Source organism: Sphingobacterium hotanense, from assembly GCF_008274825.1.
Taxonomy (GTDB): domain Bacteria; phylum Bacteroidota; class Bacteroidia; order Sphingobacteriales; family Sphingobacteriaceae; genus Sphingobacterium; species Sphingobacterium hotanense.
The window spans coordinates 3712186-3738644 of the sequence record NZ_CP030848.1 but is presented as its reverse complement, the minus strand read 5'-3'; the positions used below and the strand labels follow the sequence as shown (position 1 = coordinate 3738644).

Below are 26459 nucleotides of genomic sequence, written 5' to 3'. Positions count from 1 at the left end.
TCTTTGATATTATCTATATTTGCCGATAATTCTAAATTTGTAAAAATTCCCAAACATGGAAAGAGATCAATCCATTTTTAATCTTATTAACGAGGAGCTTAAACGCCAAGAAGAAGGTATTGAGTTAATCGCATCGGAAAACTTTGTAAGTAAGCAGGTTATGGAAGCTGCTGGTTCAGTATTAACGAACAAATATGCTGAAGGACTTCCAGGAAAACGTTACTATGGTGGTTGTGAAGTAGTCGATAAAATCGAGACAATTGCAATCGATCGCGCTAAAGAATTATTTGGCGCTGAATGGGTAAACGTTCAGCCACACTCAGGAGCGCAAGCGAATGCGGCAGTATTCTTAGCGATCTTGAAACCAGGTGATAAGATTTTAGGATTCGACCTTTCTCATGGTGGTCACTTAACTCACGGTTCTCCGGCAAACTTCTCGGGTAAACTTTACCAACCGTTATTCTACGGTGTAAAAGAAGATACTGGATTAATCGATTACGAAAAATTAGAAGAAACTGCGCGCGCAGAGAAACCAAAGGTTATTATCTGTGGTGCGTCAGCATACTCACGCGATTGGGATTACGCTCGTATCCGTAAGGTAGCTGATGAAATCGGTGCTCTAGTTGTTGCTGATATTTCTCACCCTGCAGGTTTAATCGCTCGCGGATTATTGAACGATCCACTTCCTCACTGTCATATCGTAACGACTACGACGCACAAGACGTTACGTGGTCCTCGTGGTGGTATGATCATGGTGGGTAAGGATTTCGAAAACCCTTGGGGCATCAAAACTCCAAAAGGCGAGATCCGTACGATCACGCAGTTATTAGACTTAGCGGTATTCCCAGGTACGCAAGGTGGTCCATTGGAACATACTATTGCGGCTAAAGCTATTGCTTATGGCGAAGCGCTTTCTGATGACTATTTGACATACATCAAACAAGTAAAACAAAATGCTGCAGCGTTAGCTCAGTTCTTTGTAGAGAAAGATTACAAGATTATTTCTGGCGGAACAGACAACCACTTGATGTTGGTTGACCTACGCAATAAGGATATTTCAGGTAAAGAGGCAGAAGCAGTCTTAGGCTTAGCCGGAATTACGACCAACAAAAACATGGTTCCATTTGATACACGTTCACCGTTCGTTACATCGGGTGTTCGTTTCGGAACTGCTGCGATCACGACTCGTGGTATCGGTGAAACAGAGATTGTACAGATCGGTGAGCTTATCGATGAGGCCCTAACTAGTAGAAACGACGAAGCTGCGCTAAATCGTATACATGGAAAGGTTAAAGAGATGATGGCTCAATTCCCTTTATATAAATAGTGTAGAGGTATATTTTACATAAAAATGGCTTCAAATGATAAATTTGGAGCCATTTTTGTTGTTTAGTATAATGTGAAGAAATGTTAAAATCAACCGTAACTTTTTGAATACTCAGAATTTTTAATTCTCTTTGATTTAGTATAAATAATAACAAATCGCCTATCGAAACACGAATACGCTTTAAAAAATCATTACAAGTACATAGCAGATACTCTAGCATTTTTGTGGAGGAATAATTATGAAACTATTGAATAAGAAAAGTGACCAACAACTGGTTCAAGCGTACGTCAAAGGCGAAGAAAGAGCAATACAGGTTTTATTAGAACGATATAAAACTAAAATCTATACCTCTATTTACCACCAGGTAAAGGATCAATACCTTGCAGAGGATATCTTTCAAGAGACTTTTATTAAAGTGATCAATACCTTAAAGGCTGGTCGCTATAATGATGAGGGTAAATTCTTGCCTTGGGTGATGCGTATTGCACATAATATGGTCATTGACCATTTCCGCCGCGAGAAAAGAGCCCCTAATATTGTCAATAACGATGGATTCGATATCTTCGAAGTCCTACAGTTCTCCGATGACAGCGTTGAAACTAAAATGCTGAAAACCCAAAGAGACATAGATCTCAAAAAAATCATACAATTGCTTCCTGATGATCAGAAAGAGGTGTTAATCATGCGCCTGTTCTGTGATATGAGCTTTAAAGATATCGCCGATATCACCGAAGTCAGCATCAATACCGCTTTAGGCAGAATGCGCTACGCATTGACCAACCTGCGCAAGATGATCGAAGAGAATAATTTGATGTTTCAATTGAATTAGATACTAGACATAAGACATTAGACTTTGGCGGGTTAGCAAGCAGTATTTTGTGGTCTTGTTAATATCATATATGCAGAGTCTAATGTCTTATGTCTAATGTCTAACATCTTTTAAAATGCCATTTTGTCTTTTACTTCCGAAAATCAAGGTTTGGAATTAGATTTGATGGGTATTAGTAAATTAGAAAATTAAAGAAATACAATAGATGTACTGGATTATTTTTATTGGAATTATGTTAGTGAGCTGGATAGTCCAGTTCCGTTTCAAGAGTAAGTTTAAGAAGTATTCGGAGATGCCGTTATCGTCGGGGTTGTCTGGTGCGGAGATTGCGCAAAAGATGTTGAACGAGAATGGTATTAATGATGTACAGATTATTTCCGTGGAAGGTCAATTAACTGACCACTATAACCCTGGAAATAGAACTGTTAATTTAAGTCCTGAGGTTTATCATGGACGTTCTGTCGCTGCGGCGGCGGTTGCTGCACACGAGTGTGGCCACGCAGTGCAACATGCGACAGCATATAATTGGTTACAGTTCCGTTCGGCGATGGTGCCGTTGGTAAGTGTGGCCTCGCGCTTGACTTCATGGGTATTGTTGATCGGTGTGATGATGATGGCATTTTCAGGTAATTACATTGTTCTTGCTGTTGGGGTAGGGGCATTGTTCTTAACAACCCTATTCAGTTTCATTACGCTGCCGGTAGAGTTTGATGCTTCGGCAAGAGCTTTAGCGTGGTTAGATCGTTCTGGAGTGACACACAACACTGCCGAGCATGATGGTGCGAAAGATGCGTTAAAGTGGGCAGCGATGACTTATGTTGTGGCAGCTTTGTCAGCATTGGTGACTTTGTTGTACTACGCTTCGATTTTGTTTGGAAGAAGAGACTAATCAGATTAGTCAAAGAATATAGCGATGGGATGGAAGCAATTTCATCCCATTTTTTCTGAATTGTCTATTTAGAGCGTTCATCAAGAACTTTCATCGCCGTTGATGTTTCAATGGAAACATTAAAGTTTTTTCTGAATAGGTGATAAGGGAAGATATTCAACAGGATTACGCTATTTCAGGGATTCGACCTAATCATTAAAGTTTATTGCGGATGGATTTCCTTTCAATAGGATTTCGTACATTTGCACAATTAGCAACAGGATTTCAAGAGATTAAACGATGTTTTCAAATCTACAGGATAAATTAGACAGAGCCTTTAAAGTACTTAAAGGGCAAGGTAATATTACGGAAATTAACGTAGCAGAGACGATGAAGGAAATTCGCAAGGCCTTATTAGATGCCGATGTGAATTACAAGACTGCTAAGACTTTTACAGATGACGTTAAGCAAAAGGCTTTAGGGCAAAATGTATTAACTAGTATCTCTCCGGGTCAGTTATTGACGAAGATCATGAACGACGAGCTGACCGAGTTAATGGGCGGTACAGTTACGGAGCTTGAGATTACAAAGAATCCTACTGTCATCTTGATCGCTGGTCTGAACGGTGCGGGTAAAACGACCTTCTCCGGAAAATTGGCGAACTTCTTGAAAACGCAGAAGAACAAGAAACCTTTATTGGTTGCAGGCGACGTTTATCGTCCTGCCGCTATTGATCAATTGGAGGTATTAGGCCAACAAGTTGGTGTTCCGGTTTTTGTGAATAGAGAATCTACCGATCCAATCGGTATTGCCGTTGCGGGTGTTGAAGAAGCTAAACGCAATGGAAATAATGTAGTCATCATAGATACTGCCGGTCGCTTAGCTATTGACGAGGCGTTGATGCAAGAGATCACAGCGGTTAAGGATGCTACGCAACCACATGAGATTTTATTCGTTGTTGACTCGATGACGGGTCAGGATGCAGTAAACACGGCTAAAGCATTTAACGATCACTTAGACTTTACCGGGGTTGTATTAACGAAATTAGACGGTGATACGCGTGGTGGTGCTGCGCTTTCGATTAAGTCGGTTGTTAACAAACCTATTAAGTTTATCGGTACGGGTGAGAAGATGGAAGCATTGGATGTTTTCCACCCAGATCGTATGGCTTCTCGTATTTTAGGGATGGGTGACGTTGTTTCCCTTGTGGAGCGTGCTCAGCAACAATTTGACGAGAAACAAGCGGCAGAGTTGCAGAAGAAAATCCGTAAGAATAAATTCGACTTCAACGACTTCAAGTCCCAGATTCAACAAATCAAGAAGATGGGTAATATGAAGGATTTGATGGGGATGATTCCGGGGGTTGGAAAAGCGATCAAAGACGTGGAGATTGATGATGATGCGTTCAAACCTATCGAAGCGATCATCGATTCAATGACTCCTTTTGAGCGCGAAAATCCGGATGCAATCGATCAACGTAGGAGAATGCGTATTGCGAAAGGTTCCGGAACAGATGTCAATGAGGTTAACAAGTTGATGAAGCAATTTGGCGATATGCGTAAGGTGATGAAACAAATGTCGAACCCTGCCATGGCTGCCAAAATGATGAGAAACATGCCTAAGATGCCTGGAAAGCCATTCTAGAAAATGATGAAAAAGGAGCGGCAAGTTTAGCGTCGCTCTCCTGATATAAGAAAAGGGCATTCAGCAGGATGCCCTTTTTTATGTTTCTAAAGCTTTGAGGCTACTAAATGCTAGAATTAATTCTTAGTTTTGTAAAATGGACGACCCCGCACAGATATCGGAATATGGCAAAATCCTACTAATGGCTATAGTAGGGATGCTATTGGTATGTGCTACAATCTTCCTGGCATTCGTCCTTTCGCCTAAAAATCCTAATCCAGTAAAATTAAGTACCTACGAATGTGGTGAGGAAAGTGTTGGAACGTCTTGGATTCAATTCAATCCACGCTTCTATGTCATTGCGCTGATCTTTCTGCTCTTTGATGTGGAACTGATCTTCATCTTCCCTTGGGCTACCGTGTTTGGCAATGCTGACTTTATTGCTGCCGATGCGCGCTGGGGCTGGTTTACACTGGTTGAGATGGCTATCTTTATCGGTATCTTGATCGTAGGATTAATCTACGTTTGGAAAAGTGGGGATATCAGCTGGATCAAGCCACAGCATAAAACGCCTAGCGTTTCTGTTAATATCCCAAGTTCAGCCTATGACAAACTTAATCAGCAAACGTATGCGGTGAGGGATTATAAGGAGCCTTTAATTGAAGAAGTAGAAAACGTTGTTAGCACTACAGCTACAGCGCCTAAAATAGGATTTAAACCTAAATTCAAGAAACCAAGTTCAGAATCATGAGTCTAGACCAGCGTCTGCAACAAAATAATGGCGTCATTATCGCTAAGATGGACGATCTATTGAATTGGGCCAGGTTGTCATCCATGTGGCCTATCAGTTTCGGTATTGCATGCTGTGCGATCGAAATGATGGGGGCTATGGCGGCTACATATGATTTAGACCGCTTAGGGGTTTTTCCACGCCCTTCGCCAAGACAGTCCGACGTGATGATTATTGCCGGAACGGTTACTTTCAAGATGGCAGATCGCATCAAGAAGCTTTATGAGCAGATGCCCGATCCAAAGTATGTGATTTCGATGGGTTCTTGCTCTAACTGTGGAGGACCTTATTGGCAACATGGTTATCATGTGGTTAAAGGTGTGGATAAGATTATTCCTGTTGATGTGTATGTGCAAGGCTGTCCGCCTAGACCGGAGGCTTTGATTGGAGCTTTCTTAGAATTACAAAAGAAAATTGATGAACAGTCTTTACTGAAAGGGGATATTTTTCCCGTTGCAGTAGAGCAATAGAATAAAATATGGCAAAAGATTTTTATGGGGATTTACGCTTAGGGATTCTAGGTGGCGGACAATTGGGCCGTATGTTGATCCAAGAAGCAATAAATTTTAATGTAAACATCCATGTGCTAGATCCAGATCCTAATGCACCATGTAAGCGCCTTTGTAACCAGTTTGAAGTTGGTTCGTTGGGAGACTATGATACCGTGTATAACTTCGGTAAGGATTTGGACATGATTACGATTGAGATCGAGAAAGTTAATGTTGATGCATTGGAAGCTCTGGAATCGGAAGGCGTCATTGTTTACCCGCAAGCGCGTGTAATTCGTTTGATCCAAGATAAAGGGCTTCAGAAACAATTCTTCAAACAGAATGATATTCCAACATCAGCATTTCAGTTTATATCGAATAAAGATGGCTTAGCGCAATCACATCTTCCGTTGCCTTTTATCCAAAAGCTTAGAAAAGATGGATATGATGGTAAAGGCGTAAAGAAAATCAATTCTTCAGCTGATTTTGAAGCGGCTTTTGAGGAACCAAGCATTGTAGAGGAGTTGGTTGACTTTGAAAAAGAAATTGCTGTGATTGTTGCTAGAAACGACCGTGGTGATATTTCGACCTTCCCAATGGTGGAGATGGAGTTCAATCCGCAAGCGAATCTTGTTGAGTTTTTGATATCTCCGTCGACTTATTCGGCAGATGTTCAAGAAAAGGCAGAGCAAATCGCGAAGAAAATTGCTAATGATTTACAGATTGTTGGTCTATTAGCTGTGGAGATGTTCTTGACGAAAGATGGCGAGATTCTCGTGAATGAGCTAGCGCCAAGACCGCACAACTCTGGACACCAAACCATTGAAGGAAACTACGTTTCCCAATTCGGTCAGCACTTGCGCGCGATCTTTAATCTTCCATTAGCCAATACAGAAGCTCGAGGAAATGCCATCATGATTAATCTTCTGGGAGAAGAAGGCTACGAGGGATTAGCAGAATATGAAGGGCTAGAAGAGGCATTGGCAATAGACGGTGTCTATATTCACTTATATGGTAAGAAATATACGAAACCGTTCCGTAAGATGGGACACGTTACGATTGTGCATGAAGACCGTGCAACAGCCATTGATAATGCGCGTAAAGTTCAGAATTTAATTAAAGTTATTGCTTAAAAATAAGATATAATGAGTAATCCAAAGATTGGAATTATCATGGGCAGCAAGTCGGACTTGCCTGTGATGCAAGATGCGGTTGAAGTATTAAAATATTTAGGAGTCGATGCTGAAGTAACGATTGTATCAGCACATCGTACGCCAAAGCGTATGTTTGATTATGCGGAACAAGCAGCTAGCAGAGGACTTAAAGTTATTATTGCCGGCGCTGGCGGTGCAGCACACTTACCAGGTATGGTTGCTTCGATCACGCACCTTCCAGTAATTGGTGTACCGGTAAAATCATCAAACTCTATTGATGGTTGGGACTCCGTATTGTCTATCCTTCAGATGCCGAATGGTATTCCTGTTGCGACAGTAGCTTTGAATGCCGCAAAGAATGCAGGTATCCTTGCAGCACAGATATTAGGAACGCAAGACGACACTGTAGCGCAGGCGCTCATTAAGTTTAAAGAAGAGTTGAGAGATAAGGTCGAAGAGACTGCGAGAGAAGTAGAACAATTAAAATTTTAAATAGAAAAGGCGGGTTATCCCGCCTTTTCTATTTAAATGTCTTTTGCATATAGTCATAGCTTTTCTTGACACTCGCGTATTTATCATCCGAGTAAATGTCATCTTGCTCAATGAAAGCATACTTGAGTCCGCTCTCATTGGCGAACGACGCCAAGTTTGGAAAGTTGATACTGCCAGAACCAACCTCAGTATATCGAATGGTCTTCATGACCTCTTCAAAGTTTAAGGTATCACGTTTGCCGGTCTTCGGGTCGAACTTGTTTTGTTCAATAGGGTTCGAGAATTGTCTGTCCATATCTTTCACATGCCATAGCGGAAAGCGCCCTGGGTATTTCGTGAAATAAGTCTGCGGGTTTTCTCCCGCTTTATTGATCCAGTATAAATCGAGTTCAAAGCATACGAGGTCAGGCTCTGTGAAGGCTAGGATAATATCCAGCCCTTTTGTACCATTGCCGAATTCTTTGAATTCCCAGAAGTGGTTGTGATAGCCAATTTTGATACCTGCCTTTTTCGCCATCTCGCCTGCCTTATTTAACTGTTCAGCGATATATTGGTAAGCAGCAACATCTAATTTATTGAGGTTGTCCATCGGTGGAACCGGGGCAATGACATACTCTTGCCCTAGGTTATGTGCAATCTCGATGTACTTCTCGATGTTTTCTTTGTCGTTATGGTCTTTACTTAGGTATTTACCCATATCGTAATGACCACTATGTGTGATGAGGTCATTGTCATTTAATACCTTCTTGAAGTCATCGATCGAGAGTCCCCAGAACGAGTTGTTCGCCAGATCCACTCCAAAGGTTTCTACATGCGTATATCCGAGCTTAGAAACGTTCTTAAGGACCTCTTTCGGGTCTTTCGCTAAAAGATCACGAAGTGTAAAAAGTTGAAGTCCTATATTTTTAAGTGGCGATCCTGATGCAATGTTGGTTCCTTTGCAGGAAAAAAGATGAGGGGCAAGAAGTCCTCCCATGACTCCTAAGCTAGCTTGCTTAAGGAAATTACGTCTTGACTGTGTCATACTTACAATAAGTTTGTTGATTGAAGATAAGTATTATTTTAATAAAAACTTCATGTTTCTATGTAAACAGCAAAAGGTATGAGAGTTCTTGAAGACATTTGAAAGCTGATGCGCATCGAAAAAAAAGAGGGATTCCTATTAGAAATCCCTCTTCATGTATGTTAAAGGTATATCCTGAGACTATACAGTCATGATATCTTTTTCTTTTAATTCAGCTAGCTGATCAACTTTTACAATATATGCATCAGTTAATTTTTGTACTTCGCCTTCACCAGCTTTGATTTCATCTTCAGAAGCGCCGTCGTTTTTCAATTTCTTGATTGCTTCGTTAGATTCTTTACGGATGTTACGAACTGTAACACGACCTTTCTCTGCTTCTTCCTTTACTTTTTTCACTAGATCGCGACGACGTTCTTCTGTCAATGGTGGAACCACCAAGCGAATGATATTACCGTCGTTTTGAGGATTCAAACCGATGTTTGAGTCCATAATTGCTTTCTCGATCGCAGAAAGTAAGGACTTTTCCCATGGCTGGATAACGATTGTTCTAGCATCAGTAGTATTGATGTTACTCACCTGCGACAATGCTGTTGCAGATCCGTAGTAATCTACGAAGATTCCATCAAGCATGCCTGGGCTAGCTTTTCCAGCGCGTATTTTTGTAAGTTCAGACTCGGTATGCGCGACTGCTTTAATCATTCCTTCTTTGCAATCGTCCAACTGAAGTGAAATTAATTCGTTCATATCTTGAATATAATTTATCGTAAAAAATAGATTAGCTTACAATAGTACCAACGTGCTCGCCATTTGCTAGCTTCATTAAGTTGCCAGGCTTATTCATGTCGAATACGATGATTGGTAAGTTGTTTTCTTGACATAATGTGAAAGCTGTCATGTCCATTACGTTTAATCCTTTTTCATACACTTCTGTGAATGAAATATGATCAAATTTCTGAGCATTCGGGTCTTTCTCAGGATCTGCAGTGTAGATTCCATCTACGCGTGTTCCTTTCAATACAGCATCTGCGTTGATTTCGATAGCACGTAATGAAGCAGCTGTATCAGTAGTGAAATAAGGGTTTCCTGTTCCGGCACCGAAGATAACGATACGTCCTTTTTCTAAGTGACGGACCGCTCTTCTACGAATAAATGGTTCGCAAATCTGCTCCATTTTAATCGCGGTTAGTAAACGGGTTTTCATTCCTTCTTTTTCCAAAGCATCTTGCAAAGCCATACTGTTGATTACGGTTGCTAACATGCCCATATAATCAGCTTGTACACGATCCATTCCTGCTTTTTCAGCGCTTAAGCCACGGTAAATATTACCACCACCGATTACGATAGCGATTTCCATGCCTAGACTATGAAGTTCTTGAATGTCTTTTGCGTATTGCTGAACGCGATTAATGTCGATTCCGTAGCTTTGTTCACCCATCAAAGCTTCTCCGCTGAGTTTTAGTAGGATGCGTTTGTATTTCATATTTGATTTTTGGAGTATTTCCAAAAGCCAAAGATAGGATTTTTTAACATCGGTTAAACAGTTTTATTCTGATTTTTTGACGATTCGATTACTTGACGGTAAAATTCCTCATACTTTGGAACTATTTTACTAAGTTCAAAATCCTGTGCCCTCACCAAGGCATTCGCCTTAAATTCAGCAAGAGTCGCATCGTTTTCAAGAATATGAATCGCATTTTTTGCCATATCATCGATATCTCCGATATCGCTTAGGAATCCGCTGAAGCCCTGCTTATTTAATTCCGGCAAACCGCCAGTATTTGAAGAAATAACAGGAACTTTGCAGGCCATAGCCTCTAATGCAGCTAGTCCGAAACTCTCTGAACCAGAAGGCATCAAAAACAAATCGGAGATCGATAAGATCTCTTCGATAGCATCTTGTTTCCCTAAGAAACGGATCACATCGCAGATCCCGAGGTCGCGGGCTAATTCCTCTGCATTACGACGCTCCGGACCATCCCCAACCATCAATAATTTACTTGGGATAACCTTGTTCACTTTCTCAAAAATGCGCACGACATCTTCCACACGCTTTACTTTCCGGAAATTGGAGGTATGCACCAATATCCGTTCGTTGTTCGGCGCTATGGCTTTCTTGAAATGCTCATGATTCTTATTGCTGAAGCGTTTAAGATCGATAAAGTTGGGTATTACTTGGATATCTTGTGTGACGTCGAAGTACTGCAGGGTCTGTTCTTTAAGATTATCTGAAACGGTCGTCACGCCATCCGATTGATTGATCGAGAAAGTGACAACCGGGCTAAAGCTCTTGTCCTTGCCTACCAGCGTTATATCTGTGCCGTGCAATGTCGTTACGACAGGTATATCGATTCCATAGGTCTTTAGGATCTGTTTTGCAAGGAAAGCAACTGATGCATGTGGAATTGCATAGTGCACATGCAATAGGTCTAATTTTTCAAAACGAACAACATCAACCATCTTGCTGGCCAGTGCTGTTTCGTAGGGAGGGAAGTCAAATAATGGATATTGCGCCATAGAGACTTCGTGATAAAAAAGGTTTTCGGAGAAGAAATCCAAACGGGCAGGTTGGCTATATGTGATGAAATGTACCTGATGCCCTTCGTTGGCTAATGCTTTTCCTAATTCTGTGGCAACCACCCCACTTCCACCAAATGTTGGATAACAGACAATTCCTATCTTCATACGTTTCGTTTTCTTCCATAAAGATAATGATGCTTTTATAAATCCGCATTAATATTTTTTCGACAGGCAGAAATATTCTATTTTTATTACAAATGGATGAACAAACAACAAAACTGATCGAGGAGCTTCAATTTAAAACATCAAGAGCGGGCGGAAAAGGAGGGCAGCATGTCAATAAAGTTTCTTCTAAGGTTATGCTTATTTGGAATGTTGATGCTTCTTCTATTTTTACCGACGAACAAAAGACCTTGCTCAAAGAGCGTTTAGCTAATCGAATCAATAAAGAAGGCGAACTATTGCTTGATGCTTCAAGTGATCGAAGCCAAATCAAGAACAAAGAAATCGTAATTGAACGATTTCTGAATATTCTGGATGAAGCATTAAAGGTAGATAAACCTCGTATTCCGACAAAGATTCCCAAATCTAAAATCATAGCCCGACTAGATCGTAAAAAAATGCAATCCGATAAAAAAGCGGATAGGCGATGGCGGCATGAGTAGCAAATTCCAATCATTCAAAACTCACATTTCTCTCCCTTGGAATAAGCTGTTACAGACTTAATATGTCTTTTTGATGAATTTATAGTCTTTATTTACAGCATGTTATTCTTAAATCTTCCTTTTATAACTAATAATTTAGTTGTATAACTAAATTATTAGTTATACCTTAGTCTTATAATCGATTATAGGCAATATTGTCTTTTTATAATTTATCAATACCAGTATGGACGAATTAAAAGAACTTACGAAGGCTGAGGAGCAAATCATGCAAGCGTTGTGGGATCGTGATGGTGGATTTGTGAAAGAGATCATCGACATGCTTCCGGAGCCGAAACCTGCTTATAATACTGTTTCAACCATCATTCGGATTCTTGAGACCAAGGGTTTTGTGGATCACGAGTCTTTTGGGAAGAGCCATCGCTATTTTCCGAAGATCCAAAAAGAAGAATACAAGAAGTTAATCACAGGAAAACTCTTGCAAGGTTATTTTGAGAATTCAGCCAGCAGCATGTTGTCTTTTTTTCTAGAAGAAAAGAAGCTCGACGTCAAGGACATGGACGAAATCTTGAAATTAATACAGAAGCATAAATCTTAAACCCAAATACTTGAGCCATGCTATACTTAATCCTTTCAAATATAGCGCTGATCGTCTTTTTCCTAATCTACTGGTTAGGACTACGAAAGCTAACATTTTTCCAATGGAATCGTTGGTTCCTATTGGGCAGCTTGTTCGCCGCATATCTTATTCCCATGGGACTTTACGTACAAGTACCTATGCCCGAGATGATGATTGTAGAGATCCCCGAAATAACGATCGGGGCAAATCAACAAGCTATTGAAGCCGATATAGTATCAGCTGATCAATGGGATATTCTGAGCTTCCAAACATTAAATGCAATGTATTGGCTTGGGGTTGCTATGTTCAGCGCTTGGTTTCTCTACCGAATTGTGGCATTATTGAGAACGATAGGGGCAGGGTCTGCCAAAGGCAGTTTTTCATTCTTTGGAAAGATTGTGCTAAGCAAGGAATTACAAGACGAAGATTTACAACAAGTGCGCAATCATGAGCTTGAACATGTCAAACAAGGGCATTCGCTGGATATTATCCTATTAGAAATCTTTAGGCTTTTCAATTGGTTTAATCCGATCTATCCTATGTTGATTCGGGAGATGAAATTTGTTCATGAATGTATTGTCGACGAAAAGAATGCCGACAATAAAGTTGCCTATGCAGAGCTTTTGCTGGCCCAGGCAATGAATACCAAAAGCGCCTTGCTACAACATGAGTTTTCCAATAATTCATTATTGAAAAATAGAATCACTATGTTATTTAAAGAAAAAACAGCCTATAAATTTAAGGCGATATACCTATTAACCCTACCTGCAACCCTATTTATGCTTTTCCTTGTGGTAAACTGTAAACAGGAAGAACAGAAAACAGAACCTCCGGTTGAAGAGATCACTTTGCTGGATTTACCAGAGGAAGAAAAATTTGAGGGGTCACTTATCGACAATCCCGAGATATTAGCTGATTATCCCGGTGGCATCGATAATTTCCGGAAATTTGTACAAGAAAAGTATACTTATACGCAGGCTGCGATTGATGCCGGTGTAAAAGGAAAAATAGTCGCAAATTTTATCATTGGTTCAGATGGAGCGATTTCTAATATTATCATCACAGAAGATTTAGGGCATGGAACCGGTGAGGCATTGATTGCTGCGATTGAGAAAGCGGAGAAATGGAAACCTGCTATTCAAGACGGAAAACCCGTAGCCTCCCGCTTTATGATCCCGTTAAGATTAGATCTTACCCAACAATAGTAGACTAACCCTTTTGGCTTGGTTTGACTCTAGAACCTTTCTTGTGCCTATTTTAGGTCTTTGAATAACAATTAGAAGACCTAAAATAGGATTATAATATGAATATTGGTATTTTAGTATCAAACCATTTAAATTATGAAAGGGAGTATATTAACTTATTTATTATTTTTTGGATTGGCATTCACTCATGAAGTTAAATCTCAGGAGGTCGACACATCGATTATGATCGTTGACGCCATTGATCCCAACGTTGTTTTTGATCAACAGTCGGCGCCCCTAAAGGGAGAAAAGGCGTTTAGAAGAGATGTCAATTCAAGCTTTACAATTCCAAAAGCAGTCATTAACTCGGGAAGAAGCGGGAAAATTGAAGCCGCTTTTTTAGTTGATACGGCGGGCGTAATTACCGATGTGGTTATTTTGCAAGATATCGGTAGTGGTAGTGGTGAGGCGCTTGTTAGAGCTATTAGTAAAGCGGGGAAAAGGCATAAATGGGTTCCAGCGGTTGTGGATGGAAAGAAAGTGAAGGTAAGACACACTATTCCAGTGACTGTTAATCTTAATTCTCAATCGAGAACACAATCAAATCAAAGCAGTATTAGAAATATGTCTGGCAACTTTTAAATGAGTACTAGCATCATTGCTATTTCTTCAATAAATCGAAAATACTGAAGAGCCGTTTAAAGGGCTCTTCAGTATTTCTCTACGCTGATCAAGCCCCCCCTTTTAAAAACCTAACCTCTCGTTGTAATTTCTCGATACGATCGATCAAATTCTGTACGACTTCGATACCCTGCACGTTAAGTTCTAATTCATAATGCCAGTTTGAGAAGCGTTCTATCTGTGGTATTTGCTCCTCTTCAATAAACTCCGTTTCCTCTTCGATGATAATTTCAATCAGGCCATTCTGGTGCAATTCCTGAATAAAAGTCCGTTCAATCTTATTCGATCGGCAGATATCAATCACCTTAAATAATGTCTTTTCCATAGCTTACTTTGTTGAGTCTGCAAATTGTTGAACAAGTTTCTTTTGTTCATCAGTCAAATTTGTCGGAAGTTTCACGTGAACCTCAGCATATAAATCGCCAAATTCACCATCCTTTTTATAAACCGGATATCCCTTACCTTTTAAACGGATCTTTGCTCCGTTTTGTGTTTCTGCCTTAATCTTTACGTTGATTTTGCCCGTCAGGGTATTTACGATGGTCTCTCCACCTAATAGCGCCGTCGCTAAATCAATGGATATATTGGTATAAAGATCATTCCCCTTCCGTTGGAAATTAGGGTCCGCTTTAATGCTGAACGTGATGTATAAGTCGCCGTTTGGCCCGCCATTCATTCCTTCGCCGCCCTGACCTTTCAACCGAATCTTCTGTCCGTCTTCCACGCCCGCCGGGATCGTGATACGAATATTCTTTCCATTCACAGTGAAGGTCTGCTGATGCGTCTGCGAAGCTTGCAAAAGAGTCAATTCTAAACTTGTGTTATAGTCTTGCCCCCTAAAGCCCGCAGATCTGCGATTGGAGCTGCGCCCCGAAAAGCGACTGCCAAAAAGTTCTTCAAAGAAATCCGAATACTCGCCCGTATCATAGTTTCCGTCGTAGTTGAAATCATAGCCCTGGAACGGATTCTGTCCCCCTCGTCCGGCATTAGAACGGCCATACTGTTGCTGCGCCTTTTCATACTCTTCACCATGCTTCCAATTTTCGCCATACTGATCGTATTTCTTACGCTTGTCCGGATCGGTCAGCACTTCGTTGGCCTCATTGATTTCCTGAAATTTCTTCTTAGCCTCCTCGTCATTTGGATTCAAATCAGGATGAAACTTGCGGGCAAGTTTTCTATATGCTTTTTTGATGTCCTCCTGGCTGGCTGTTTTATCCAATCCTAATACTTTATAGTAATCTAAAAACGCCATATATCTAATTGATTTATTTTATAACTTTCATGTTTCCATCGCAATACCAGCAAGTTTGAGTTCCTTGATGGCCATTGAAAACAGACGCTCTCTTAAAAAACAAGTAGTCTGTGCAATTGTTTCTTTGGGTTGAAATCAAATTTACAACCTTCGTAGGGATTAAAAAAGTCTAAAAAATGAAACAATATAAGATGCCTACTGTTGATTAATAAAAAGCTGAAGCTATGAACACGAATAGACTTTCAAAGGCGATGGAAACATCGCTGATTAAACAGATGACAAAAGAAAACCAAGCCTCACAGATTTATTTGGCTTTGGGGATTTGGGCCGATACAAAAGGTTATGGTGGTATTGCAAATTTTCTTTTCCGTCATGCGCAGGAAGAGCGGAATCATATGATCAAGATTATGATGTACATTCTGGAGCGTGGGGGAGAGCCAAAGGTGGAAGCGGTCGAGGCACCAAGCAAATTGCCGAAAACAATTACCGAATGCTTCGATATGGTTTTCGAGCATGAGGTGGATAATACCAATGCTATCTACAATCTGGTTAATCAGTCGATGGACGAGAAGGATTGGGCAACTTGGAACTTTGCGCAGTGGTTTGTGAAGGAGCAGATTGAAGAAGAAAAACTAGCGCTTCAATTAATCGATAAGTTGAAGATTGCGGGTGGCGATCGCGCAACAGATGAGTCGCTATTCTCTTTGGATAAATTCTTAGAAAGCGCACCGGATGAAGTGACTTTGTCCAGAGAGTCGACTGCTGATAACCCAGAATAAAGAAGTTCTCTATTAATCTTAATAATAGGGTTGGGCGCTTGCGTCCAACCCTATGCTTTTTAAAGACTATTAAACAAATTTATCAATCTACTGATAAGTCGGATGATAAGATGAGGGTTCATAGCTATTGTTTTTTGACGTTTCGCTCGTTGTAGTAATCCGTATTTCCGGTCAACGTAAGTTTTCCGAAGGTCTTCAATCCTGCGGGGTGAATAATATTACTGCGACCCTCCAATGCTATATTCGCCGTATCGGCAACATTTGATTCTATCAAATCTAAGCGTGCGTTATTAAGAGTAGCGTTGAATGTAGCGAATGATAGACCTTCCAAACGAATAATAGATTTTTCCATCCCTAGCAGTTGGAACTTTGGGTCTAAAGTCTCTCGATTTTCGGTCGCTCCCCGAAGATCTACCTGAGCGCCTTTGCCCACGGTTACTTTGCTGAGTCCGTAGAATACGCTGTCTGCCGAATGGATAGAAAGGGTGCCCCTGATATTGTTTAACGCAATGGTTTTGATGGATAAACTATCCACATCAATCTCAAAATTATCTGTAGTCAGACCGCTTAGCGTGATCATCATCGTGTTTCCTTTGACAACAGAGTTTATTTCTTTTTTATAATAATAATTTGATCTAGAAATCTCGTTTCTCCCGTTCTCTGTGACACGCACGAAGGTGTGGTTTTTCAAGCCCTTACCATTGATCACAATATGTTCAATGTTGTCAAGGGAAACTGGTTTTGCTGTTTCAGGCTCACTAAAGCCCATCATAAAGGCAGATATTGGATCCGCCGGTTCCTTTGTAATCTTGTCTTTAACAAGGATGCGACCTGTTATCGGGCGAAAAATAAAAAAGCAAAGGAATAAGGTTAACCCTGTGACGATAATTATAATGGTGGACTTTTTCATAATTCTATAGCGTTATATAAGTCGGTTATTTCATCGATTGATATGTTTAACAATTTTGCTGTCTGCAAAAATCGTGGCGCTTCTTGTTCCAAAAAGCTTTCTTTCCGTAGGCCGATAATTCGGTCTTGAGCGTCTTCTGCAACAAAAAAACCTAAGCCTCTTTTATTGAAGATGATTTCATCCTGTTGCAGTTTTTCGTAAGACCGCATGATGGTATTCGGGTTTACCTCCAAAGTTGCGCCCAGGTCGCGAACTGAGAGGATTTTTTCCCCAGCGGCCCATTCCTTTTTCAGAATCTTTTCCATCACTAGATCGATGATCTGTTGATAGATGGGTTTATCATTTGTAAACTGCATTTAAACCTCCTTCTCTTTTAATAAAAAATAAAAACCCACGTAACATGCTATTGATGCTAATAAATAAAGGACAATCGGGAATAGTTCTACATAGGATTCGTTATTGATATAGTACGGATGGGCGGACCATACCTTGTTCAGGAAGTAGATACCGATAGTCATTAAGACCGTGATAATTCCTATAAATTTCAGTAGGCTATATTTTCTGAAATAGAGAAGAGCATATAGATGCAGTGGCAACAAGACAAAAAAGAATAACCCAATCTTCATTAAGGGGTAATTAATGTTGGCGTTATTTAGTATGCTGTTTTCACGTATTCCTTCGTATAGATAACCCAATTTATCAAACGCTTCTGTACATACCTCTAGATAGCGACTTTGAAAATAAACTTGTGTCAAATAGTTTAGCAAAATAATGATCAATAGGTTCGCTACGTAAATGATTGCCGCTGTAATCAAATACGATAAAAACCGTTGAGCAGGACTTACCGGAAGGGACAGTTCATAGAATCTATAGTACAATTTCTGAAGTAATAGTAAATGTACTAACGGTAATACGAATACAAGGACAATGCTGGGTTCGAAATAAGAATAGCCTGCCAATTGCATAGCAGCATTGTAATCTACAATTCCCGCGTCGCTGATTGTAGCTTCCATCAACTCAAATGAATGGTTCCAGGTCAGCAAGAATAACCCAACAAATCCAATTATTGCAAGCAATGGAATGGAGATTAGCAAGTACCGATTACCTAATAAGATGGTTTTTGTATATAATAGGGAGGTTCTCATAGTTCTACAGTTTGGTTTGATTTAGTAAAAGCATTAAACAGGAATTCAATATCGAGTTTTGCCTCGTTTGGCGCCGTCGTTTTAACAAGATGGACTGCTCCATCAAATTCCTGTTGGCTATAGACAATTTCATCTTCCGGTTCCGGGGTTCTTGTGATGCTATATTCTTTTGATAAGTCAAATAGGTTCGCATCGATAAGTAGCTTGCCTTCGTTTAAGATCAGCAGATGGTCGAACAGATTATCGACGTCTCGAATTTGGTGGGTAGCGATCACAAAGATCTTATCAGTCGACATTGACTTGGCCAACAATTTTCTGAAGATTCCCTTAGAAGGAATATCAAGGCCATTGCTTGGTTCGTCCATAAGCAATACTGACGTGTTGCAGGCTAATGCAAAGGCGAGATGCACTTTGCGATGTTGGCCTAAAGACAGTTCTCGTAAACCATTTTCGATAGGAATATTGAATGACTTCAGGTTGTTGATATATTCCTGATGGTCATATCTGGTATAGAAAGCTCCATATATCTTTCCGAAAGCTTCAATATTCATATCAGGTAGCTTGCTGCTGTCAGATAAGTAGAACACCTCGTTATAATATGCCGCAGAACGATCAGCGCTCTTCAATGTTCCGAAAAACACATTCCCCTCTTTTGGCAGTAATAAACCGACCATCAATTTTAACAAAGTTGTTTTGCCTTCGCCGTTCAAACCTAAAAGTCCGTAGATATGACCGGGTTTTAGCGTTGTGCTGATTTCCTCTAGCACCCGCTTCCTCTTTTTGTAGGAATAAGATAGTGATTTGATGCTCAACATAATTTAAGTTTTAGTGTATTAATGAACTAATACACTACAAATGTAAAAATTGATTTTGAAAATGCAAGTAGAAAATAAAAATAATGTAGTGAAACAGCTTGTGTTTCAGGATGAAAGGACGCATCTAACTATCAACGTCCAGTTAATGACCTTTAAATGCCAATATAAAGCCCAATCAAACCCAATTCCGAGCGCTTATGATTTGGGTTTGAAAGGGTTTTGAAAGGGCTTTATGTCGAAGAAGTTTCGAGAAGGTGCTATACAAAATGGATTAAATATATGGGCTTAATGAAAACAATTATGCAATCAACTATTTAGGCAGTAAATATGACGAACTGCGTAGAGCCCATTCACTAAAGGGCTCCAACCACGTATTCCACATTGTATTACAAAACGTAATTCCTCTACCGATTCCTCGATGAATTCCATAGTGTACTCCATATTGAATCCAACGACGGCTCCAACCACGCATTCCACATAGCATTCCCCTTTGCAATAAAATTATAGGCAAAAAAAATCCAGCATGATTGCATGCTGGACTGTATCGTTATAAAGATTTTCCTATCGCGAGTCTAAAGACAACCCAACAGGTGTTGATGCGCCATTGCGATAAGAGAATTCGCTATCTGGTTCGGCATCTCCTTCGGCCGTTTTTAAGAAACGATATACTTTCTTGGCTCCCGGATCGGCAACATACAGATATTTAGAGTTTTCTTTGAAATCTAGGGCGACATCTGACGGACGTATCAATCCAGTATTTGGACCGGTGATGATGCGCGTAGGGGTAATATTGCCTCCATTTTTTGCTAACTCAGAAAAGTTTTCAAATAGAAGGATTCTCCCGGTTGATGTGGTTCCTGATGTCGTATAGTCGGTTAATGCTAGGGTATTGTTTACCGTGTCAAGCGACATCCCTTGAATATTGTGCGTATCCGCAATACGAAGGGATCTCGTAGGTTTAACATCGTTGTAGAGTGTATCTGTTCTGCGAGAAATTAGTCCTTCATAAATATCGACCCCACCATTTGTTCCGTTTCGAGATACATACATGATGTTGTTGTGAATGGCAAGTGCCCACGGCAAGAGCTCGTCTTCAATGATGAAACGGCGCGACACTTTCATATACCCCGTTCTATTCTTTGGAATATCGTATGATATGATTGTCGATGTAGAAACATCTATACCGAATAGTACATCTACGCTGGGATAATATACTAAACCTGTTACTTTATTGGCATGTTTGTTATCGATCTTTCCATTATTAGCTAGGTTGCCTTCGGGGCCTACCATAAAGATCTGTAAGCTCGTGTCGGATACAACTTGATTAATAGAGCTCATAAATACACGCTGCGCGGCAGGACTGAAGCTGATCGCATTGCCTCCGAAAGTACGGGATTGAAATGGCTGAAAGTTATTAACATCGGCAAAATTTGTCGAGTCTGCTCGTTTGATCACGCCAATGTTGGTAGGGCTCGCTACTTGCGGATTGGTAGAATAATCAGAGAATGAGATATACAATCTAGAAAAATCTCTATTTACAAAAGGTTCGTCATCATCACGCTCGCAAGCAACAATTCCGATTAGTGTTGTTATCATAGCTAGCGCGAAAATCCATCTTAAGTTCATGTTTTTTTATTTTATTACAAATGTAAAAATTTATCGCTATTCAGGCGCAGATGGAAGCGTCAAGAAATGTTAATTTGATTAAATAAAGGTATTTATGTAACATTGCATGATTGAATTGAATGCAATGGATAATAAAGAATTTGTAAGGGAGAAGTTGGAATTGCCCAACGAAGGGAAGAAACTATTGCTACATTCCTGCTGTGCACCATGTTCGGGGGAAGTGATGGAAGCGCTGGTTGCTTCGGACATCGAATTTACGATCTATTTTTACAACCCCAACATCCATCCACGCAAGGAATATGATTTACGCAAGGAAGAGAACATTCGATTTGCGGAAAAGCATAATATTCCCTTTATCGACGCGGACTATGATGTAGACCATTGGTTTGAACTTGCTAAAGGTATGGAAAACGAGCCGGAGCGCGGTATTCGTTGCACGATGTGCTTTGATATGCGCTTTGAGAAGACTGCGGAGTATGCCGCGGCGCATGGCTTCGATGTTATTTCCAGTTCCTTAGGTATTTCGCGTTGGAAAACGATGAGCCAGATTAATGATTGTGGGGTTCGTGCAGCGTCGCGTTATCCTGACATGGAATACTGGACCTTTAATTGGCGTAAAAAGGGAGGCTCGGCGCGTATGCTAGAAATCAGCAAGCGCGAACGCTTCTATATGCAGGAATACTGCGGTTGTGCCTACTCGCTTCGCGACACGAATAAGTGGCGTATGGCGAATAATCGCGATAAAATAGAATTAGGAAAAAACTATTACGAATAGGTATAAGGATTTTTTAAAATAAATTTCGTTTATACTTTATTAATCGTTATTTTTGCAGGCTCAAATGCAGGATTGTGAAGTATCTAAAAAAATATAGAATACCATTTTCAGGTCTTTCGACAGGTAAACACAGTTTTGACTTTGAAGTAGATGAGAAGTTCTTTGCTTGTTACGAACATTCCTTGATAAAGGAAGGAGACCTAAAAGTTGTAGTTGAACTACAGAAACAGGAGAATATGCTGATTGCCAATTTTGATATCAAAGGCAGCATGAAGCTTACTTGTGACGTTTGTTTATCTCAATTTGACGCTCCGATTCATATTCAAGAGCGCGCTCTGATTAAGTTTTCGGAAGAAGATTGGCAAGACGATACCGAAGAGGTCGTTATGTTATCTAAAAACGATTACGAACTAGACATTGCTCCGTTGCTATATGAATATATCAATGTTGCTGTTCCGCCATACACTAAATGTAGTGAGCAGGGCGAAAACATCAGCTGCGATCCGGAGATGTTGAATATGATTCAAAACGAGCAAGACGAAGAATCATCAATAGCGGACGATGAGAACATCGATCCACGTTGGGAAGCATTAAAAAATATTAAGAATAACTAAAACGAGAAATACGAGATGGCACATCCAAAACGTAAAACTTCTAAATCTAGAAGAGACAAAAGAAGAACACACTATAAAGCTGAGTTACCTAGCTTAACAGTTTGTAAAGAAACTGGCGCGGTTCATACACCACACCGTGCTTACACAGTAGACGGTAATTTATACTACAACGGTAAATTAATTATCGAAAATACTGCTACTGTCTAACGACATCATTCAGAATAAACATCCCAAAAAAGTGTAATATTTTATATTATTCACTTTACTTTGGGATGTTTTTTGCGTATTATTGAATATTCTAAATAATTACGAATGAAGATTGGATTAGACGTATTGGGGGGAGATTATGCACCGGACTCAAATATCAAAGGTGCTATCGAAGCTCAACAATTGCTAGACGAATCTCAACGCATAGTGTTATTTGGCGACGAAGAAGCCACCAAAAAAGCTATTGAAGCGGCGGGATCCGACCCCTCAAAATTTGATTATGTTCATGCTCCTGAAAATATCAGCATGCACGAACATCCAACCAAAGCTATCACACAAAAACCCGATTCATCCATTGCAAAAGGTTTTGAATTATTAAAAAACGGTGAGATAGACTCTTTCTCTTCAGCTGGAAATACCGGAGCCATGTTAGTTGGCGCTATGTTCAGTGTCAAGACCATCCCGGGAGTGCTACGCCCCGCAATTGCTACCAATGTTCCTAAATTAAAAGAAGGATTCGGAATCCTGCTTGATGTTGGTGCAAACGCAGACTGTAAGCCTGAAATGTTGAATCAATTTGCATTGCTTGGTAGTTTATATGCCGAGCATGTATATGGCATCCCAAGCCCGAAAGTTGGTTTACTAAACATTGGCGAAGAAGAGGAAAAAGGAAATAACCTAACTGTTGCAACTTACCCATTATTAAAAGCAAACAATAAGATCAATTTTATTGGAAACGCAGAAGGCCGTGACTTGTTCACTGATCATGCGGACGTTGTCGTTTGTGATGGTTATACCGGGAATGTGGTTCTAAAACTTGCTGAGTCGTTTTATGTGGTTACCTTGAAAAAAGGGATGAAAGATCCTTTTTTCGACCGCTTTAACTACGAGCAATATGGAGGAAGCCCTATTCTAGGTGTAAATGCTCCAGTTATTATTGGCCATGGTATATCAACTCCTGAGGCTATTAAAAATATGGTTTTATTGTCAAGAGATATGATTGCTTCTCAATTTATCGAGAAGATCAGATCAGCTTTTAATTAATTGATATGTCGAAAATTCATGCGGCGATAACCGCTGTAAATGGTTATGTTCCGGATTATATCCTTACCAACAAAGAGTTGGAAACCATGGTTGATACCAACGACGAGTGGATTGTAAGCCGCACAGGTATCAGCGAGAGAAGAATTCTAAAAGATCCGAATAAAGCGACTTCTGATTTAGCCGTTCCTGCAGTAAAGGGTCTTCTAGAAAAAAGAGGAATCTCTGCAGAGGATATCGAATTGATTATTTTCTGTACCAGTACACCAGATATGTTGTTTCCAGCTACTGCGAATATCCTCGCAGATAAGATTGGAGCAAAAAATGCGTGGGGATATGACCTACAAGCAGCATGTTCGGGTTTCTTATTTGGATTAACTACCGGTGCTCAGTTCATCGAGTCGGGCAAACACAAAAAAGTATTAGTTGTTGGTGGTGATAAGATGTCATCGGTTGTCAACTATACCGATAGAAATACCTGTATCTTATTTGGCGATGGATGTGGATGTGTGTTATTAGAGCCGGATACAGAAGGAAATGGACTTCAGGATTCTATCCTGCGTACTGATGGTTCGGGAGGACAATACCTGAATATTAAAGGAGGCGGTTCATTACACCCTGCGAGCCACGAAACGGTGGATGCAGGATTGCACTATGCTTACCAAGAGGGACGCACAGTATTTAAGTTTGCCGTTACAAATATGGCTGATGTTGCTGCTGAAATTATGGATCGTAACAACCTAACTGCGAACGATGTAGCTTGGTTAGTTCCACATCAGGCAAACAAGCGTATTATTGATGCGACAGCAGAGCGCGCTGGACTGCCAGAAGAAAAAGTAATGGTGAATATCCAGAAATACGGAAATACAACAAGCGCAACGATTCCTATGTGTTTATGGGAATGGGAGAGCAAGTTGAAAAAAGGCGATAATTTAATCCTAGCGGCCTTTGGCGGTGGATTTACTTGGGGTTCCGTTTATTTAAAATGGGCATACTAATCTCCGGGATTTTATTACCTTTACAGTTAACAATTTTTTCACATTAAATAAACTAACCTACTAGCATATGAGTATGGATATTAAACAAATTCAAGATTTAATCAAATTTGTTTCGAAATCGGGTGTTAATGAAGTTTCTATCGAAGAGAAAGATTTCAAGATCACTATTAAAACAAATCAAGAACCAACTTACGTTACAGCTTCAGTTCCTGCAGTAGCGCCAGTTGCGGCTCCAGTAGCGGCAGCACCTGCAGCGGCTCCGGCAGCGGCAGCGCCAGTTGCAGCAGCACCAGTAGCTGATGATGAATCGAAGTATATCACGGTTAAGTCTCCTATCATCGGTACTTTCTACCGTTCTCCAGGTCCGGATAAAGGGTCATTTGTGAATGTTGGTGATGAAATCGCTCCTGGTAAAGTATTGTGTATTGTAGAAGCGATGAAACTTTTCAATGAGATTGAGTCGGAGGTTTCTGGTAAAATCGTGAAAATCTTAGTTAATGATGCACAACCTGTGGAATACGATCAACCATTATTCTTGGTAGATCCTAGCTAATCTGTCGTCTGCTCGCAGACATTATTGCTCAGGATTAAAGTATTACATCATTCAGAACTATGTTTAAAAAAATATTAATTGCCAATAGGGGCGAGATCGCATTAAGAATTATCCGAACGTGTAAAGAGATGGGTATTCAAAGTGTTGCGGTATATTCTACCGCAGACCGCGATAGTCTGCATGTACGTTTTGCAGATGAAGCAGTTTGTATCGGTCCGCCAGCAAGTAAAGATTCCTATTTAAATATTCCTAATATCATTGCAGCTGCAGAATTAACAAATGCAGATGCTATTCACCCAGGCTACGGTTTCCTTTCGGAAAACGCGAAGTTCTCTGCTATCTGTGCGGAATACGGTATCAAATTTATTGGTGCTACTGCGGAGCAGATCGAAAAAATGGGTGATAAGGCTTCGGCAAAAGAAACGATGAAGCAAGCAGGTGTTCCAACGGTTCCGGGTTCGGATGGTTTGGTGCCTGATGTGAAAACGGGACTTAAGCTTGCCAACGACATGGGCTATCCTATCATTTTGAAAGCTACTGCCGGTGGTGGTGGTCGTGGTATGCGCATCGTATGGAAAGATGAAGAGTTTGAACCAGCATGGGATTCAGCTCGTCAAGAAGCTGGTGCCGCATTCGGAAACGACGGTATCTATTTGGAGAAATATGTGGAAGACCCACGTCATATCGAGATCCAGGTGATCGGAGATCAATATGGAACAGTATGTCACCTTTCGGAGCGTGACTGTTCTATCCAACGTCGTCACCAAAAATTGGTAGAGGAAGCTCCATCTCCATTTATTACGCCAGAGTTGCGTGCTAAAATGGGCGAAGCAGCTATCAAAGGTGCAATGGCAGTGAAGTATGAGGGAGCGGGTACTATCGAGTTTTTGGTAGACAAGCACCGTAATTTCTACTTTATGGAAATGAATACGCGTATTCAAGTAGAGCACCCGGTAACTGAAGAAGTAATCAACTTCGATCTAATTAAAGAACAAATTAAGGTAGCAGCAGGTATTCCTATTTCAGGAAAGAGCTATGAGCCAACCATGCATGCTATCGAGTGTCGTATCAATGCGGAAGATCCTTTTAATAATTTCCGTCCGTCGCCAGGGAAGATTACGAACTTCCACTCTCCAGGAGGTCATGGCGTTCGTGTAGATACGCACGTATATTCTGGATATACCATTCCACCGAACTACGATTCGATGATTGCGAAATTAATTTGTGTGGCACAGACTCGCGAAGAGGCGCTTAACACAATGGAACGCGCATTGAGCGAATTTGTAATCGAGGGTGTGAAAACAACAATTCCACTTCACCTACGTCTAATGCGTGATCCTAACTTTAGAGCTGGTAATTTTACCACTAAATTTATGGAGACTTTCGACCTGACGCAGTATCCTGATGAGGAAGTTGTATAAAATTTATTTTACATAAGCAAAAATGCCATTCTTCTTGCGAAGAATGGTATTTTTTGTTTTCT

General features: G+C 40.5%; 31 protein-coding genes. 20 read left to right on the top strand and 11 right to left on the bottom strand.

Features of this window, described 5'->3' with window-relative positions; all coding sequences use genetic code 11:
- Positions 1–55 precede the first annotated feature (55 nt).
- The 8 genes from DSM08_RS15770 (at position 56) to purE (ending at position 7571) form a co-directional block, all read left to right on the top strand.
- Complete coding sequence (locus tag DSM08_RS15770; protein ID WP_149527046.1) at positions 56–1327, top strand: serine hydroxymethyltransferase; 1272 nt, start codon at positions 56–58, stop codon at positions 1325–1327.
- A gap of 238 nt (positions 1328–1565) precedes the next feature.
- Positions 1566–2156, top strand: coding sequence for an RNA polymerase sigma factor (locus DSM08_RS15765; protein WP_149527045.1), 591 nt, complete (start codon positions 1566–1568; stop codon positions 2154–2156).
- Positions 2157–2361: 205 nt separating this feature from the next.
- Entirely contained in the window at positions 2362–3045 is a 684-nt protein-coding gene (locus DSM08_RS15760; protein ID WP_149527044.1) for a zinc metallopeptidase, read from the top strand.
- 279 nt (positions 3046–3324) lie between these two features.
- Positions 3325–4668 carry a signal recognition particle protein gene (gene ffh / locus DSM08_RS15755; protein WP_149527043.1) on the top strand — a complete coding sequence of 448 codons (1344 nt, stop codon included), beginning with the start codon at positions 3325–3327 and terminating at the stop codon, positions 4666–4668.
- Between the two features lie 136 nt (positions 4669–4804).
- Positions 4805–5398, top strand: a complete 594-nt coding sequence (locus tag DSM08_RS15750) for an NADH-quinone oxidoreductase subunit A (RefSeq protein WP_149527042.1) — start codon at positions 4805–4807, stop codon at positions 5396–5398.
- Positions 5395–5907, top strand: a complete 513-nt coding sequence (locus DSM08_RS15745) for an NADH-quinone oxidoreductase subunit B (RefSeq protein WP_149527041.1) — start codon at positions 5395–5397, stop codon at positions 5905–5907. Before DSM08_RS15750 ends, DSM08_RS15745 begins: the two co-directional genes overlap by 4 nt.
- Positions 5908–5915: 8 nt before the next feature.
- Entirely contained in the window at positions 5916–7058 is a 1143-nt protein-coding gene (locus DSM08_RS15740) for a 5-(carboxyamino)imidazole ribonucleotide synthase (protein ID WP_149527040.1), read from the top strand.
- Between the two features lie 12 nt (positions 7059–7070).
- Positions 7071–7571, top strand: a complete 501-nt coding sequence (gene purE / locus DSM08_RS15735) for a 5-(carboxyamino)imidazole ribonucleotide mutase (RefSeq protein WP_149527039.1) — start codon at positions 7071–7073, stop codon at positions 7569–7571.
- Between the two features lie 28 nt (positions 7572–7599).
- On the opposite strand, the gene DSM08_RS15730 is transcribed toward purE, so the two are convergent.
- The 4 genes from DSM08_RS15730 to bshA all read right to left on the bottom strand — a co-directional run bounded on the left by DSM08_RS15730 (position 7600) and on the right by bshA (position 11277).
- The gene (locus DSM08_RS15730) at positions 7600–8595 is read right to left on the bottom strand and encodes a sugar phosphate isomerase/epimerase family protein (protein WP_149527038.1); all 996 of its coding nucleotides are present in this window, start codon (positions 8593–8595) and stop codon (positions 7600–7602) included.
- A gap of 180 nt (positions 8596–8775) precedes the next feature.
- Positions 8776–9339, bottom strand: coding sequence for a ribosome recycling factor (frr, locus tag DSM08_RS15725; RefSeq protein ID WP_149527037.1), 564 nt, complete (start codon positions 9337–9339; stop codon positions 8776–8778).
- A 31-nt stretch (positions 9340–9370) separates the two neighbouring features.
- Positions 9371–10075 (bottom strand): UMP kinase, encoded by a 705-nt coding sequence (gene pyrH, locus DSM08_RS15720; RefSeq protein WP_149527036.1) that lies wholly within the window; start codon positions 10073–10075, stop codon positions 9371–9373.
- Positions 10076–10128: 53 nt separating this feature from the next.
- On the bottom strand, positions 10129–11277 hold the full coding sequence (bshA, locus tag DSM08_RS15715; protein WP_149527035.1) for an N-acetyl-alpha-D-glucosaminyl L-malate synthase BshA: 1149 nt from the start codon (positions 11275–11277) through the stop codon (positions 10129–10131).
- A 92-nt stretch (positions 11278–11369) separates the two neighbouring features.
- Between bshA and arfB the strand changes: the two genes are divergently transcribed.
- The 4 genes from arfB (at position 11370) to DSM08_RS15695 (ending at position 14219) form a co-directional block, all read left to right on the top strand.
- Complete coding sequence (arfB, locus tag DSM08_RS15710) at positions 11370–11777, top strand: alternative ribosome rescue aminoacyl-tRNA hydrolase ArfB (protein WP_149527034.1); 408 nt, start codon at positions 11370–11372, stop codon at positions 11775–11777.
- A gap of 223 nt (positions 11778–12000) precedes the next feature.
- On the top strand, positions 12001–12372 hold the full coding sequence (locus DSM08_RS15705; RefSeq protein ID WP_149527033.1) for a BlaI/MecI/CopY family transcriptional regulator: 372 nt from the start codon (positions 12001–12003) through the stop codon (positions 12370–12372).
- Between the two features lie 17 nt (positions 12373–12389).
- A complete protein-coding gene (locus tag DSM08_RS15700) occupies positions 12390–13598 on the top strand; it encodes a M56 family metallopeptidase (RefSeq protein ID WP_149527032.1) in 1209 nt (402 codons plus the stop codon).
- 135 nt (positions 13599–13733) lie between these two features.
- Entirely contained in the window at positions 13734–14219 is a 486-nt protein-coding gene (locus tag DSM08_RS15695) for an energy transducer TonB (RefSeq protein WP_149527031.1), read from the top strand.
- An 88-nt stretch (positions 14220–14307) separates the two neighbouring features.
- On the opposite strand, the gene DSM08_RS15690 is transcribed toward DSM08_RS15695, so the two are convergent.
- Together DSM08_RS15690 and DSM08_RS15685 are read right to left on the bottom strand one after the other, a co-directional pair.
- Positions 14308–14583, bottom strand: coding sequence for a chaperone modulator CbpM (locus DSM08_RS15690; protein WP_149527030.1), 276 nt, complete (start codon positions 14581–14583; stop codon positions 14308–14310).
- A gap of 3 nt (positions 14584–14586) precedes the next feature.
- Positions 14587–15513 carry a DnaJ C-terminal domain-containing protein gene (locus DSM08_RS15685; RefSeq protein ID WP_149527029.1) on the bottom strand — a complete coding sequence of 309 codons (927 nt, stop codon included), beginning with the start codon at positions 15511–15513 and terminating at the stop codon, positions 14587–14589.
- A 224-nt stretch (positions 15514–15737) separates the two neighbouring features.
- Between DSM08_RS15685 and DSM08_RS15680 the strand changes: the two genes are divergently transcribed.
- Positions 15738–16292: a ferritin gene (locus DSM08_RS15680; RefSeq protein WP_149527028.1), complete on the top strand. Its 555-nt coding sequence runs from the start codon at positions 15738–15740 to the stop codon at positions 16290–16292.
- A gap of 124 nt (positions 16293–16416) precedes the next feature.
- Here DSM08_RS15680 and DSM08_RS15675 read toward each other — a convergent pair whose 3' ends face one another.
- The 5 genes from DSM08_RS15675 to DSM08_RS15655 all read right to left on the bottom strand — a co-directional run bounded on the left by DSM08_RS15675 (position 16417) and on the right by DSM08_RS15655 (position 20758).
- Positions 16417–17202, bottom strand: a complete 786-nt coding sequence (locus DSM08_RS15675) for a hypothetical protein (RefSeq protein ID WP_149527027.1) — start codon at positions 17200–17202, stop codon at positions 16417–16419.
- Positions 17199–17558 carry a GntR family transcriptional regulator gene (locus DSM08_RS15670; RefSeq protein ID WP_149527026.1) on the bottom strand — a complete coding sequence of 120 codons (360 nt, stop codon included), beginning with the start codon at positions 17556–17558 and terminating at the stop codon, positions 17199–17201. Before DSM08_RS15670 ends, DSM08_RS15675 begins: the two co-directional genes overlap by 4 nt.
- Complete coding sequence (locus tag DSM08_RS15665) at positions 17559–18347, bottom strand: hypothetical protein (RefSeq protein WP_149527025.1); 789 nt, start codon at positions 18345–18347, stop codon at positions 17559–17561.
- On the bottom strand, positions 18344–19162 hold the full coding sequence (locus DSM08_RS15660) for an ATP-binding cassette domain-containing protein (protein ID WP_149527024.1): 819 nt from the start codon (positions 19160–19162) through the stop codon (positions 18344–18346). Before DSM08_RS15660 ends, DSM08_RS15665 begins: the two co-directional genes overlap by 4 nt.
- A gap of 561 nt (positions 19163–19723) precedes the next feature.
- On the bottom strand, positions 19724–20758 hold the full coding sequence (locus DSM08_RS15655; protein WP_187773884.1) for a hypothetical protein: 1035 nt from the start codon (positions 20756–20758) through the stop codon (positions 19724–19726).
- A 136-nt stretch (positions 20759–20894) separates the two neighbouring features.
- Between DSM08_RS15655 and DSM08_RS15650 the strand changes: the two genes are divergently transcribed.
- From DSM08_RS15650 to accC, 7 genes are all read left to right on the top strand, one after another.
- Positions 20895–21563, top strand: coding sequence for an epoxyqueuosine reductase QueH (locus DSM08_RS15650; protein WP_246172300.1), 669 nt, complete (start codon positions 20895–20897; stop codon positions 21561–21563).
- Positions 21564–21637: 74 nt separating this feature from the next.
- A complete protein-coding gene (locus DSM08_RS15645; RefSeq protein ID WP_149527022.1) occupies positions 21638–22177 on the top strand; it encodes a YceD family protein in 540 nt (179 codons plus the stop codon).
- 15 nt (positions 22178–22192) lie between these two features.
- Positions 22193–22384, top strand: coding sequence for a 50S ribosomal protein L32 (rpmF, locus tag DSM08_RS15640; protein ID WP_149527021.1), 192 nt, complete (start codon positions 22193–22195; stop codon positions 22382–22384).
- A 105-nt stretch (positions 22385–22489) separates the two neighbouring features.
- Positions 22490–23428, top strand: a complete 939-nt coding sequence (gene plsX / locus DSM08_RS15635) for a phosphate acyltransferase PlsX (protein WP_149527020.1) — start codon at positions 22490–22492, stop codon at positions 23426–23428.
- Between the two features lie 5 nt (positions 23429–23433).
- Positions 23434–24423: a beta-ketoacyl-ACP synthase III gene (locus DSM08_RS15630; RefSeq protein ID WP_149527019.1), complete on the top strand. Its 990-nt coding sequence runs from the start codon at positions 23434–23436 to the stop codon at positions 24421–24423.
- Between the two features lie 67 nt (positions 24424–24490).
- On the top strand, positions 24491–24976 hold the full coding sequence (gene accB / locus DSM08_RS15625; RefSeq protein WP_149527018.1) for an acetyl-CoA carboxylase biotin carboxyl carrier protein: 486 nt from the start codon (positions 24491–24493) through the stop codon (positions 24974–24976).
- Between the two features lie 59 nt (positions 24977–25035).
- Positions 25036–26397 carry an acetyl-CoA carboxylase biotin carboxylase subunit gene (accC, locus tag DSM08_RS15620; RefSeq protein ID WP_149527017.1) on the top strand — a complete coding sequence of 454 codons (1362 nt, stop codon included), beginning with the start codon at positions 25036–25038 and terminating at the stop codon, positions 26395–26397.
- The last annotated feature ends 62 nt before the right edge of the window (positions 26398–26459 follow it).